This window comes from Vibrio gigantis, from assembly GCF_024347515.1.
GTDB lineage: Bacteria > Pseudomonadota > Gammaproteobacteria > Enterobacterales > Vibrionaceae > Vibrio > Vibrio gigantis.
Genome location: NZ_AP025493.1, coordinates 900,560 through 913,319 on the forward strand (window position 1 = coordinate 900,560; position 12,760 = coordinate 913,319).

Sequence of the window (12,760 nt, forward strand, 5' to 3'; positions counted from 1 at the left end):
TATTTCTTACACGTCATTGGCACAAGGTTATGCCAACGACGTATTCCATATATGTCGATTTTTTGGCTTATTGTTGGAACTCCCCTTCAATAAGCCATTTTCATTACAAGCCGTATTTATTCGCGTAGCCTGTGATGTTCTCGTACGCGGTTTTTGCAAACGTTAGTGGGTGTGCTTTGGCAGGATCTTGCTCAGCTTCAACTAATAACCAGCCTTCGTAGTTACGAGCTTTAAGTGCTGCGAATACGTCGTCATAATTCACATCGCCCGTACCAGGAACGGTAAATACGCCATCTAATACTGCATTTAGGAAAGACTTGTCTGCGTCACGCGCCGCATTCATTACTTCAATACGAAGATCTTTAAAGTGCATGTGACCAATACGGTGACCCCAACGCTCAATAATATTGACTGGATTACCACCACCGTACGTGATGTGACCAGTATCCAGAGTGAGATACACAGAACCTCCAGTCAGCTCCATCAAACGGTTGATGTCTTCTTCTGTCTCAACAATCGTGCCTACATGGTGATGGAAAGACAGTTTGATATCGTGCTTGTTAAATAGGTAGTCAGCGACCGTTGTCAATTTTTCAGCGTACGTTTTCCACTCGTCATCCGTTAAAATAACGCGAGATGACAAAGGCTTATTGATATCTCCGTGAACGGTGTTACTCACTTCGCCATAAACCATCGCTTTGCAGCCTGCCGCTTTAAGCAAAAGAATGTGACCTTGCATCTCTGCAATTTCTTCTTCTGCTGTCAACGTCATCAAATTGCCACTGAACCAACCAGACGCAAGCACAAGATTGTGGTTTTTAAGTAGTGGGATAAGAACTTCTGGCTCTCTTGGATATTTTGTACCTAGCTCTGTACCAGTAAAGCCAGATTCCGACATTTCACTCAAACATGTCTCCAACGGGATTTCGCCACCAAGCTCTGGCATATCATCGTTTGTCCAAGTTAAAGGGCTAATTCCGTATTGAACTTTGCTCATGTTCGTACTCCAAAAATGTTTTATAAGATAAATGTAATGCAGCTCGTTTTTGCCAATTCATCGCGAAAGCGATTGTTATTGATTTTTAACCGCACCAGTTTGCTTCACTGAGAGCAACTATAATTCAAAAAAAATAAAATGAAAAATATTTTTCATTAAATTTAAATTAAAAACACATCTAACACTTTATGAAAAAAAACCAGGGCCCACGGGGGGTAGAGAACAACTAAGGCACAGATCACACTTAAAAATTAACAATTAAAAACAATGACTTACGCTAATTTTTACAGTTGATAATTATTTTCCACAAGTTGATCGAGTTAACAGAATAGAGTAATTGAACGTGTATTTACTAGCCGTAGTTGAATTGAAACACTATGATTCTCAACACCGCCAAAATGAAAAATATTTATCACTAATATTTATTATTATTACTAAATTCATTGGCGAGTTATTAATTCGATACTCTAACCCTACATTCACCGAGTATCGAATAATCGCCCAGCACTAGCTTATTTGATGGTTAAGAGAGTGTATGGACAATACAAAGGAGTATGTAATGTCACCTAATAATGGGACACAGTCTCACAAACATAATATCGCTTACATAGTTAGAATTTGTTGTATCGCTGCACTTGGGGGAATCTTGCTCGGTTATGATACCGCGGTAATATCAGGGGCAATTGGGCCAATAAGAGAGCATTTTGGTTTAACGCCCGCTCAAACTGGCTGGGCAGTATCCAGTGTAGTATTGGGAAGTATTATCGGTGCTGTATCTGCAGGAACTGTTGCCCTAAAATATGGTCGTCGAAGTGCACTCTTCTTATCTGCTGTGTTGTTTATCATATCCGCCATCGGTTCCGCTATCGCACCTACATTTACCATCTATGTGTTACTCAGAATCGTCGGTGGTGTGGCAGTTGGTATCGCTTGTGTAGTTTCCCCAATGTACATGTCAGAGGTTGCCCCAAAAGATTTTCGCGGTCGAGCGGTCAGTATGTTCCAGCAATCCGCTGTTATAGGTCAAACTGGGGTGTTCTACGTTAACTATCTAATTGCAAAAGGGATGTCTGAAGCTTGGTTGGTTGATGTGGGGTGGCGTTGGATGCTAGCTTCTGAAGTTTTGCCAGCGACACTGTTCGGCTGTCTATTAATCATGATTCCAGAATCCCCGCGCTGGCTAGTACTTAAAGGACAAATTGATAAGGCAAAAGAAACACTCTCTCGAATTTCCAACCCGGAACATGCAGACAGAGTAATTCTTGAGATCCAAAAATCTTTAGTTCCTACAAATGCATCAAAAAATAGCAAAATAAGCTTACGATCTCCCCTTCTTTTCTCCATTCTTGTCATCGGTACATTTGTTGCGGCAGCTCAGCAACTTACTGGTATCAACGTCATTATGTATTACACACCAGAAATTCTAAAACCTATTGCGGGTGGTACCGAGAACGCGTTGTTCCAAACAACATTTGTAGGTGTGGTGTTCATTCTTGGTAACGGATTAGGTATGTACTTAATCGACAAAGTTGGTCGCCTACCGCTCATGAAATACGGAACTTTGGGCTGTGCACTCGGCATGACTATCGTTGGATATGTGCTCTATACCGGAACGGAAGGTTACGCTGCACTGTTTGCACTGTGTTTGTATGTAGTCGCTTATGCCACATCCTGGGGCTGTGCATGTTGGACGATGATCTCAGAAATCTTCCCAAACAGTATTCGTTCAAGGGCAATGGCTATCGCCGTGGGTGCACAATGGTTTACAGGATTTATTGTGACTCAAAGCTTCCCAATGCTTAACGAAAACCCATATCTAAAAGAAAACTTTAACGGCGCTTTCGCCTTTTGGGTATTCGCTGCGTTGTCCCTGATTTGTATGGTAGTCGTTGTTAAGTACGTTCCAGAGACGAAAGGCGTAGCCCTTGAAGACATGGAAAAAGTAATGGCTAAAAAATTAGGTAAAAAAGTTCCAAGTAAAACAACAGAAGCAATGGTGTAAATAGTATTAAAGGCAGGCATTTTTAAACATTGCCTGCCTTTTCGTTTGCTCGATCTAGGAGATTTTGATGTTAGATAAAATGGCATTTTTTATTTACGTTGTACGCACAGGGTCAATTTCTGCCGCTGCGCGGAAGCTCAACATATCAGTATCAGCAGGTAGCCGTTGGCTTCAGGAACTTGAACAAAAATTTGGAATGCCACTTTATCGACGTAACAACCGCTTGTTAAAACCCACCCCTGCGGGTCAAACTTTATTTGATGAGTTTTCAGTACTCGTTGACCAATCTGAAATCATCATGCGTACCATGCAAGATTATCAAAAACACGATAAAGGTCATATTGATGTAATTTGCACCCCAGTTTATGCCAATCATTTTTTAATGAGTCACATCAGCGAATATCTCAGCACTAACCCCGATGTCACTTTTAATCTCAACATTACACCATGGGCACTTGATCATGCCGCCGACAGTGATATTACGATCAGTGCGAACGCATCCTATCAAGGCTATCGAGAAAAAGACTTACTCCTAGTTCGTCGTGAAATAATGCAGAGCCCATTTATCGTCGTCGCTTCTCCAGAGTATCTTGCTAAAAACAGTACCCCACAAAACCCTTCTGAATTAAAAACTCATTTATGTTTGTTTGCAACGACACTCACCGGAAGCAATGACTGGGTGTTTACTCAGGGTAATGAGTGCCAGATTATTAAAATCCCCAAGTCATTGGAAGTGAATGATAGTGACCTATTGCTGCAAGCTGCACTGAACGGTACTGGTATCGCTTATCTACCACGATTTTTAGTAGAAAAACATATCGATGAAAAATCGCTAGTGCCTATTTTTGAATACTATGACACCAGTATTTGGAGTTTAAATATGTACTATCAACCAGCAACAACCGCGTCCGCAGTTGCTATTCATTTTAAAGATTTCTTATTGGCCAAACACTGATGATCAAAGAACTGTTTACTTCAACTAAACAAAATGTCTACGCTGGCTCATACGCAAAAAAGCAGCCACTTAGGCTGCTTTTTTAGATTATAGCTTTAAGAGGTATCGAGTTTAAGATTGTTCAAAGTGACTCAAAAACTCTCCACAATCTTTTTGAAACAATGGCAATGCTTCAGCGAGCTTTTCATCATCCCAATGCCACCAATCAAGGCTTTCTAGTCGCTCAGCATAGCTAGGGTCATCAAAGCGAGGACGCAATACCTTGGCAGGGTTACCAACCACAATTGAGTATGGCGGCACGTCTTTCGTAACCACACTTCCCGCACCGACTATCGAACCATTACCAATCGTGATACCCGGCAGCACAATCACTCCATGACCAACCCAAACATCATGCCCAACCTGTACTTTGTCTTCTTCACGCCACGAGAACACCTCATCATCCAGTGACGTAGGATCTTCACCTAGCTGATACTTTCCAGGCCGATAAGTGAAGTGATGCAGCGTTGGACGCCACCACGGGTGATTACTCGGGTTCAAGCGAACCGCGGCAGCGATGGATGTGAACTTACCAATTTCAGTAAACATCAGATTATAGTCGTTTTGGATATAACTGTAGTCTCCGACCAACACGTTATTTAGCACGCAACGGTCAGCGATTTCAGTCCAACGTCCGAGCTCAACGTTGTGCAGCTTGCTGCTTTCAGCGACGCTCGGTTCGCTGTTTAAGGTTGGGGAAAGAGGTTGGCTCATAGGGTTATCTCCTCGCCATCGTTGAGAATGCGCAATCGCTGCGAAAAGGCGTGTGGGTGTTGTGCTGCCCAGCCAAGCATGTGGTGGCTGACATGAATCAAACCAAGGTTCTTCGGACGACAAGTTTCATCAATATCTAATATATGGTGGAAATCGTTGTGGTTTGAGTTGGCTCGAACTTGAGGATCTTCAATTGGTGGGGAGTTACAATCCGTAATTAACCAATCAACAGGGAACTCTATCAGCCAACGCTCGGTTTGCTTTGGCAGCCCTACCGTATCGGTTAAATAAGCCAACCGCTTCCCGTCAAATTCAAAGCAATAACCAAGGCAAAGTTTAGAGTGATTGAGTGGCAATGGCGTTACGGTTATTCCCTGCCAATCAAACGACTTAAACGCTTGTGCTCGCATGGAAAAATCCAAAATACCGGGATGTTTATAGAGATCATCACAACCCAGCGGATCATCGGGAGAAATCACCGAGATCTGATCGCCTGCACCCCATCGGAGATCAAACAAACTCTGAACATGATCCATGTGGTAATGAGTCAATAAGATCTGGTCAATCGATCCTGCAGGAAACCGGCGCATCAGGTCAGGCGCATTGGCATCTAACAGTAGAAACTTGCCATTATGTTCAAGGAACGCTGATGACTTTTCTCGTCTTAAGCTGGGGTTTTCAAGGGCAGAAACACACACCGAACAATCACACCCGTAAACTGGCACCATCGCGCTGTTGGCAGTGCCTAACATGGTCAACTTCATGCAACACCGCCTGCTGGTTCTGCGAGTATTTCAGCTTGTTCTTTTAAACGAGCAAACTGCGCAATGCTCTGTTCAAGCGTGCCACTGTTATCAATACACAGCGTGTTATTTAGAGTGGACTCTGAGTCCACACAATAGTCCGCCGCACGTTGCAATCTAAGGGCAATCTCAGCTTCACTTTCACGTCCGCGCGCTCTTAAGCGTGCTTCTAACACCTCTGGCTTTACGCTCACTACAACAGGGACTAACCGCTCGCCAAACAAGTCTCTGGCTGCATCTAAATACGCACGCGAGCCATTAACCACAACGCTCAAACCCGCATCCATCCATTGGTGAACTTCTTGACCGATGCCGTAGCTCATACCGTGTGCCTGCCAACTCATCGCAAACATATTGCGCGAATAGCGAATAAAGAATTCATCGTCACTGAGCTCTACATGGTTTTCGCCACCAGCATCAGCCGCACGTGTAATGTAGCGATGGGCAACCACCAAGTCTTTAACGAACTGCTCACGCAGCGCCGAGATAATCGAATCTTTACCAGCACCAGAAGGACCGATTACATAATAAAGCTGACCCGGTTTGTCAGCTTTTGGGGCGGCGTTGACCACCCCATTCACATCAAATGAGTAACCTTTAGACATGGATTAGAATACCTTCTTGCCTTCACGCCACACACGAGATACCAGTTGGTGATCATCCAAACGATGCGCGAGCACCAAATCAGCACGCTTACCTTCCGCTATGACACCACGGTCAGTTAAGCCAAGAGCTTGTGCTGGGTTCAATGTCGCCAATTGCACCGCTTGCGCTACATCGAGGTTGTTGCGCTCATCGTTAACGAGCGTAAATACCGCATCTAACAAGCTCACGGGATAGTAATCCGAAGACAAGATATCCAACACGCCCAAAGACGCCAACTCATGTGCTGCAACGTTCCCCGAGTGTGAACCACCGCGAATCACGTTCGGCGCCCCCATCATCACCTTTAAGCCCAATTCGTGAGAGCGCTGCGCTGCTTCAACCGTGGTTGGGAATTCAGCAATCACCATGCCCAACTCTTTAGATTCGGCCACATGCGCGCTGGTTGCATCGTCATGGCTTGCGGTTGGAATGTTCAAATCACGGCACTGACGGGTGATCTCATCGCGATTCTGTTTCGACCAACGCTGTGACTGAGCAACTTGGTCTTTTTCGTACACCGCCATTTCAGCATCCGTCATGTTGTACTTACCTTGATAGTAAGTGCGGTACTTATCTAGGTTCACAAACTGACGCTGACCTGGAGCGTGATCCATTACGGAGACTAACTGCACTTCTGGCATGTTCACGTAACGCTCAAACAAACCAACCGTGGTTGAGTGCGGCACTTCGCAACGCAAGTGGATGCGGTGCTCGGCTCGGGTTAGACCACGCTTCTGACTCTCGGCCACAGTATTAATAAACTGGTCAAGGTTCTCTTGGCGATTGCCATCTCGGTAGTCACCCAAAGCAACTGCATCAAGCACCGTGGTGATGCCCGATCCAATCAGCTGCGTGTCGTGTGCACTCATTGCAGAAAGTGGTGGCCAGTTCACCTTTGGCCTTGGCGTGAAATACTTCTCTAGGTTATCGGTATGCAGCTCAATTAAACCCGGCATCAAGAAGCCATTTTCACCATCAAAGGCACCTGGAAGTTGACTGGTCGAGTCAGACATATTGGCAATCACGCCGTCTCGCAGTTCAACCGAACCGCGCACCACTTCATTTTCAAGCACCAGATTTACGTTGGTAATAATCATTTGCGTCAGCTCCCTTTACGCACACGCTGTGGTGAGTTGTTTTGGTGAAATGTCTTTTTGTAGCTTCACGTCATACAATCGGTCAGCGACCAAATCTCGTGTTGCTTCGTCATGGAAGATGCCGATGATTGCAGCGCCGCCTGCTTTGGCTTCTTCAATCAAACTCACAACCACCGCACTGTTAGTCGCATCAAGCGAAGCCGTTGGCTCATCAAGCAGTAGGATTGGGTAATCCACAATAAAACCACGTGCGATGTTCACACGTTGCTGTTCACCACCAGAAAAGGTTGCAGGCGCTAAGTGCCACAAATGCTCAGGTACGTTTAAGCGAGTCAGCAGTAACTTAGCTCTCTCTTCTGCTTCTTGCGGGCAGCCGCCCATTTCCAACATAGGTTGCATCACTACTTCCAATGCACTGATACGTGGAATCACACGTAAGAACTGACTCACCCAACCTATGGTGTGTTTACGTACATTGATGATTTCTCGTGGCGTAGCCTTCGCAAGATCTAGCGTGCTGCCCTGATGCACAATATTAATTGAGCCAGAATCCACCAAGTAGTTGGCATATAGCGCACGCAGTAACGTTGATTTACCTGAGCCTGAGTGTCCATGCAGAACCACACACTCGCCGCTGTTTACAGAAAAGTTCGCACCAGTAAGTACAGGCAGTTCAACGCCATTTTGATTATGCAGCACAAAGGTTTTGCTGACGTTGTTTACGGTTAGTTTGGTATTCATGTCATCGTCCTTAATTCTGCAATACAGAAGAAACCAGCAGTTGGGTATATGGGTGTTGAGGATCGTCAAGCACTTGATCAGTAAGGCCACTTTCTACGACTTCACTGCGGCGCATTACCATGAGTCGATGTGCAAGCAAGCGAGCCACAGCAAGATCGTGAGTTACGATCACCACAGCTAATTCAAGCTCTGTCACTAGGCGACGAAGAAGATCAAGCAACTTGGCTTGAACAGACACATCCAATCCACCTGTTGGCTCATCCATAAAGATCAACTTAGGGTGAGTCACCAAATTGCGGGCGATCTGTAATCTTTGCTGCATACCTCCAGAAAAAGTCGTCGGCATGTCGTCCATTCGATCCGTTGGGATCTCAACATCACTGAGCCATCTCGCTGATTTTTCACGAATCTCGCCATAGTTACGTTCACCCACTGCCATCAGGCGCTCACCAATGTTGCCGCCCGCCGACACTCGACCACGCAAGCCATCCATTGGGTGTTGATGCACCACGCCCCACTCGGTACGAAGCAAGTGACGACGCTGGCTTTCCGCCATTTGGTACAAATCCTCCAGTTGTGAGATTTGCTTATCCGCATCACCACGCAAGTAAATCACTTCACCACTATCTGGTGTCTGGCGACCAGAAAGTGACTTCAACAAGGTACTTTTACCTGAGCCAGACTCACCGACAATACCCAACACTTCACCCGGGTAGAGGTCGAACGACACGTTTTGAAAGCCCTTGCCCGGTGCGTAGAGTTTGGTCAGGTTAGAGACAGACAACAATGGCTGCTCCGACGGGTTCGGTTGTTGTTGCATCTTAATCAAAGCATTCATGCGTTGTTCTCCTGTTGTTCGCGGCAGTAATCCGTATCGGAACAAACGAACATATGTGAGCCTTGGTCATCCATAACGACCTCATCAAGGAAGGTATCTTTTGAACCACAAATTGCACACGGCTCGTCCCACTTCTGAATCTCAAACGGATGGTCTTCAAAATCTAAACTCTGAACTTTGGTGTAAGGAGGAACCGCGTAGATGCGCTTTTCGCGCCCCGCACCAAACAGTTGCAATGCTGCCATGTTGTCCATTTTCGGATTGTCGAATTTAGGAATCGGCGATGGATCCATGATGTAGCGGTCATTGACTCGCACCGGGTAAGCGTAAGCCGTTGAGATATGGCCAAAACGTGCGATGTCTTCATACAATTTTACATGCATGATTCCGTACTCTTGCAGCGCATGCATTTTGCGAGTTTCAGTTTCACGTGGCTCAATAAAGCGCAACGGCTCAGGGATCGGCACCTGATACACCAAGATCTGATCTTCTTGAAGATCGACTTCTGGGATACGGTGACGAGTCTGAATAATGCTTGCTTCCGTGGTTTTTTCAGTCGTTTTTGCACAGGCGATGGACTTGAAGAACTCTCGAATCGACACGGCATTGGTGGTGTCATCTGCACCTTGGTCGATCACTTTTAGCGTATCTGGTTGGCCGATAATCGCAGCGGTGATCTGCACGCCACCGGTTCCCCATCCGTAAGGCATTGGCATTTCACGACCACCAAAAGGCACTTGGTAACCCGGAATAGACACCGCTTTAAGCAACGCACGGCGAATCATTCGCTTGGTTTGCTCGTCAAGGTAGCCATAGTTGTAACCCGTAGCCCCGACCGGGCTTTGAGATGCTTTATCTTCGGTATTTAACGTCGTTGAAGAGTTAAGTATCGGTGCATTAAGTGTTGCTGTGTTCATGACTGACCTCCGTGTTCGCCATTACCTTGTTCGTCATTACCTGGCTGAGCCATCAATTCATCGTGCTCTTTATGCATTTTTCTAAGCAGCTCTAGTTCCGCTTGGAAATCGACGTAGTGAGGAAGTTTTAGGTGAGACACAAAGCCAGCCGCTTCAACATTGTCTGAGTGAGAAAGCACAAACTCTTCATCTTGAGCAGGGCCATCGACTGGCTCATCGTATTCTGCGGCTTGCAAAGAACGGTCAACCAACGCCATCGACATCGCTTTACGCTCAGTCGCACCAAACGTTAAGCCATAGCCGCGGGTCAACTTAGCTTTCTGTTGTTTATTACCAACAAAGCCATTGATCATCTGACACTCGGTCAATTCAATTTCACCAATGTCGATGCTGAATCCAAGCTCTTCAGGTTCAATCGATAGCGTTGAAAATCCGGTACGAATCTCGCCTGCGAATGGGTGGTTACGACCATAGCCACGTTGGGTTGAATAGCTCAATGCCAATAAGAAACCTTCATCGCCGCGCACCAAGTTTTGTAATCGTGCACTACGGTTACACGGGTAGTTCACCGGATTCATGGTGATGTCTTCTGGTACTTGCTGGTCATCTTCTTCGGTCAACATCATGTCGAGGTTTTCAAGAATGCCTAATACCTGTGGGCAAGGTTCAGAGTCAACCACATCTTGAGTTGGGATCTGCGGTGCTTCGCCTTCAGCAAGTAGGCTGAAATCCAACAGGCGATGCGTGTAATCGTAGGTTGGGCCTAAAATCTGTCCACCCGGTAAATCTTTATAAGTTGCCGAAATACGACGCTCGATTCGCATAGCACTCGTGTCAACAGGTTGCGCTGTAATCAAGCGAGGCAACGTAGTGCGGTAAGCGCGTAACAAGAAAATCGCTTCGACTAAATCGCCAGCCGCTTGTTTGATTGCCAATGCCGCAAGTTGTTTGTCATAAATACCGCCTTCCGTCATCACTCGGTCCACCGAACCCGACAACTGCTCTTGAATCTGCTCTACAGTCAGCTCTGGAAGCTCTGGATTACCACGACGCTTCTTGGCTTGCAGTTGGTGCGCCAAGCTAATGGCCTTTTCCCCACCCTTTACAGCAACGTACATGATGTCGCCTCCACTTTGGTTGTACGAGGCAGGCACAGCACTTGCTGCTCTGCGACAAAGATAAAATCAACACCTAATGGGAACTTCACCAATGATTGACGTTCTTTAAGATAAGCAATAAAACCTTCAGGTAATCCGGTGAATGAAGCGATTTGCTCACTTTGAATGCCCGGGCCACTCAGTGACAGCTCAGTACCAAGCGTTAAGCTATCCACTTCAATAACAACCGTTGTTGAAGTCTCTGGATACTCTTCGTTGCCGAGATTAAATGTCAGTTCTGACCAATCAATATCCAGTAAATCTTGCTCTGATATCACCGCAAAACCGGCTTGTTGAGGCTGTTCTACAATTGGTGAGCCAACGTGAAACTTAATGTTTTCAGTGACGGCGTGGTCGGCCTGTAATGTCGCGGATAGCCAAATTGGCGTCGCATTGTCGGCCATTGAAAGTAGTGTTTGGGCAGCTGCACTCATCATTGAACCAAAGCCTTCACAACGGTTTAGCGTTACTACGGTGCCGGGTTCCGACATCGCCTTCAGCAGTAATCGAAAACACTGCTGGCTGTCATGAACTGCATCTTGAAATGCAGGAGAAATCATACTCATTGAATTCGTTCTAACCTGTTTAGTTCGTTAATCTTGTTCTTGAATGACATGTGGTTATTCGGCTTGCCTACGAAGCTGTTCTTCTTTACAAAATAAGCTTCACCGCGAAGCTTTTCTTTACTAAGCCAGTCTTCTCCACGGACCTAGTCTTCTCCGCGAACCATGGTAAAAAAGTCCACTTTGCTTGAAGCCACTTCTTGGCGACGTTGACTGTCTCGTTCGTGCTTCATTGCGGCCAGAGGCTCAATAAGTTGCGCCTTGAGCACCTCGGCTCGTTGCCCGTTTTGTATCAAGGCATCGACAACTGCTGCTAGTTCTGCATGAGGCTTACTTCGCCCCTGTAGATAGCTGTAACCAAGTTCTCCACTTGTTAGCTTGATTACGGCGCGAGTAATGGTGACATCACCCATGTTGAACTGACGGCCTGTTGAGCCCATACGAGCTCGCACTTGTGCTAAACCAATCTCTGGCTGACGAACCATGGCGTATTCCGCTTCTATCCCTAATGCTTCCCAGCGCGTTTTTAGTTCTGAAAACTGACTCTGCGCGAGTACTGACATCCACTTTTGTCGCTCTTTCAAAGCTGTCATTTAGTGCTCCATTACAATTTCGGTTGCGTCGGCACGGGTGTTGGAACTTGAAAATTCCGCTATCACTTGCGTGCCTTTGATTACGTTGGTGGTTTTAATTTTGAGTAGCGGTGTGCTGGTGCTGATTTGCAGTAAACGACACTCTTCATTGGTTGGGATTTTCGCCCCCACACGAGTCTCTTTTCGCTCTAAATCAGTATCCAAACCACGCTGAATAAACTGGTGCAAAGAACCGTTGGTGAAGTTCTTGAGAATCGGCCACCACGCCAGATTCGGCAGGTAGTGGTCGATAATGGTTCTCGGTGTCTCTCCGGTTTTTCGCAGAGTACGGATGTGAATAACCTTGCTCCCCTCTTCAATCTTCAAGTAACCCGCAATTTTGGGGGATACATTGATAAGGCGAGACTGAAGCACTTCACATCGTGGCATCGCACCTTGTTCAATCAGGTTCTTGGTGAAGTGTGCTCCAGAATGAAGTCGATACTCACTTGGCTCACGAATCACCATGTTGCCTTTGCCTTGATGACGTTGAATCAATCCCGTGGATACCAACTCATCGACAGCGCGGCGAAGCGTGTGACGATTCACGGCAAAGCGCTCAGCCAGTTTGGACTCCGGAGGCAGGTAATCACCGGGAACAAAACGATCTTTCACCTCTTGTTCAAGCTGCGAAGCAATATCTAAATAAACTGGCATAAA

Annotated in this window: 14 protein-coding genes; 2 read left to right on the plus strand and 12 right to left on the minus strand. The window is 46.2% G+C overall.

What is annotated here, in order from left to right; genetic code table 11:
• Positions 1–103: 103 nt before the first annotated feature.
• The gene (gene iolE, locus OCV56_RS20105) at positions 104–997 is read right to left on the minus strand and encodes a myo-inosose-2 dehydratase (protein WP_086712491.1); all 894 of its coding nucleotides are present in this window, start codon (positions 995–997) and stop codon (positions 104–106) included.
• 559 nt (positions 998–1,556) lie between these two features.
• On the opposite strand from iolE, the gene OCV56_RS20110 reads away from it, so the two are divergent.
• Both OCV56_RS20110 and OCV56_RS20115 read left to right on the plus strand, forming a co-directional pair.
• Positions 1,557–2,999 (plus strand): sugar porter family MFS transporter, encoded by a 1,443-nt coding sequence (locus tag OCV56_RS20110; protein WP_086712490.1) that lies wholly within the window; start codon positions 1,557–1,559, stop codon positions 2,997–2,999.
• A gap of 67 nt (positions 3,000–3,066) precedes the next feature.
• Positions 3,067–3,954 carry a LysR family transcriptional regulator gene (locus OCV56_RS20115; RefSeq protein WP_086712489.1) on the plus strand — a complete coding sequence of 296 codons (888 nt, stop codon included), beginning with the start codon at positions 3,067–3,069 and terminating at the stop codon, positions 3,952–3,954.
• Positions 3,955–4,065: 111 nt separating this feature from the next.
• Here OCV56_RS20115 and OCV56_RS20120 read toward each other — a convergent pair whose 3' ends face one another.
• From OCV56_RS20120 to phnF, 11 genes are all read right to left on the minus strand, one after another.
• On the minus strand, positions 4,066–4,707 hold the full coding sequence (locus tag OCV56_RS20120; RefSeq protein ID WP_086712488.1) for an LbetaH domain-containing protein: 642 nt from the start codon (positions 4,705–4,707) through the stop codon (positions 4,066–4,068).
• A complete protein-coding gene (gene phnP / locus OCV56_RS20125) occupies positions 4,704–5,471 on the minus strand; it encodes a phosphonate metabolism protein PhnP (RefSeq protein WP_086712487.1) in 768 nt (255 codons plus the stop codon). The genes OCV56_RS20120 and phnP overlap by 4 nt, the downstream gene beginning before the upstream one ends.
• Positions 5,468–6,115: a ribose 1,5-bisphosphokinase gene (gene phnN, locus OCV56_RS20130; protein ID WP_086712486.1), complete on the minus strand. Its 648-nt coding sequence runs from the start codon at positions 6,113–6,115 to the stop codon at positions 5,468–5,470. The genes phnP and phnN overlap by 4 nt, the downstream gene beginning before the upstream one ends.
• Positions 6,116–6,118: 3 nt before the next feature.
• Positions 6,119–7,252 (minus strand): alpha-D-ribose 1-methylphosphonate 5-triphosphate diphosphatase, encoded by a 1,134-nt coding sequence (gene phnM, locus OCV56_RS20135; RefSeq protein WP_086712485.1) that lies wholly within the window; start codon positions 7,250–7,252, stop codon positions 6,119–6,121.
• 15 nt (positions 7,253–7,267) lie between these two features.
• Complete coding sequence (phnL, locus tag OCV56_RS20140; RefSeq protein ID WP_086712484.1) at positions 7,268–7,993, minus strand: phosphonate C-P lyase system protein PhnL; 726 nt, start codon at positions 7,991–7,993, stop codon at positions 7,268–7,270.
• A 10-nt stretch (positions 7,994–8,003) separates the two neighbouring features.
• Positions 8,004–8,831 carry a phosphonate C-P lyase system protein PhnK gene (phnK, locus tag OCV56_RS20145; protein ID WP_167373151.1) on the minus strand — a complete coding sequence of 276 codons (828 nt, stop codon included), beginning with the start codon at positions 8,829–8,831 and terminating at the stop codon, positions 8,004–8,006.
• Complete coding sequence (locus OCV56_RS20150; protein ID WP_086712483.1) at positions 8,828–9,748, minus strand: alpha-D-ribose 1-methylphosphonate 5-phosphate C-P-lyase PhnJ; 921 nt, start codon at positions 9,746–9,748, stop codon at positions 8,828–8,830. Before OCV56_RS20150 ends, phnK begins: the two co-directional genes overlap by 4 nt.
• The gene (locus OCV56_RS20155) at positions 9,745–10,866 is read right to left on the minus strand and encodes a carbon-phosphorus lyase complex subunit PhnI (RefSeq protein WP_086712482.1); all 1,122 of its coding nucleotides are present in this window, start codon (positions 10,864–10,866) and stop codon (positions 9,745–9,747) included. Before OCV56_RS20155 ends, OCV56_RS20150 begins: the two co-directional genes overlap by 4 nt.
• Positions 10,851–11,471 carry a phosphonate C-P lyase system protein PhnH gene (phnH, locus tag OCV56_RS20160; protein WP_086712481.1) on the minus strand — a complete coding sequence of 207 codons (621 nt, stop codon included), beginning with the start codon at positions 11,469–11,471 and terminating at the stop codon, positions 10,851–10,853. Before phnH ends, OCV56_RS20155 begins: the two co-directional genes overlap by 16 nt.
• Positions 11,472–11,614: 143 nt before the next feature.
• A complete protein-coding gene (gene phnG / locus OCV56_RS20165) occupies positions 11,615–12,061 on the minus strand; it encodes a phosphonate C-P lyase system protein PhnG (RefSeq protein WP_086712480.1) in 447 nt (148 codons plus the stop codon).
• The gene (gene phnF / locus OCV56_RS20170) at positions 12,062–12,757 is read right to left on the minus strand and encodes a phosphonate metabolism transcriptional regulator PhnF (protein WP_086712479.1); all 696 of its coding nucleotides are present in this window, start codon (positions 12,755–12,757) and stop codon (positions 12,062–12,064) included.
• Positions 12,758–12,760: the final 3 nt, after the last annotated feature.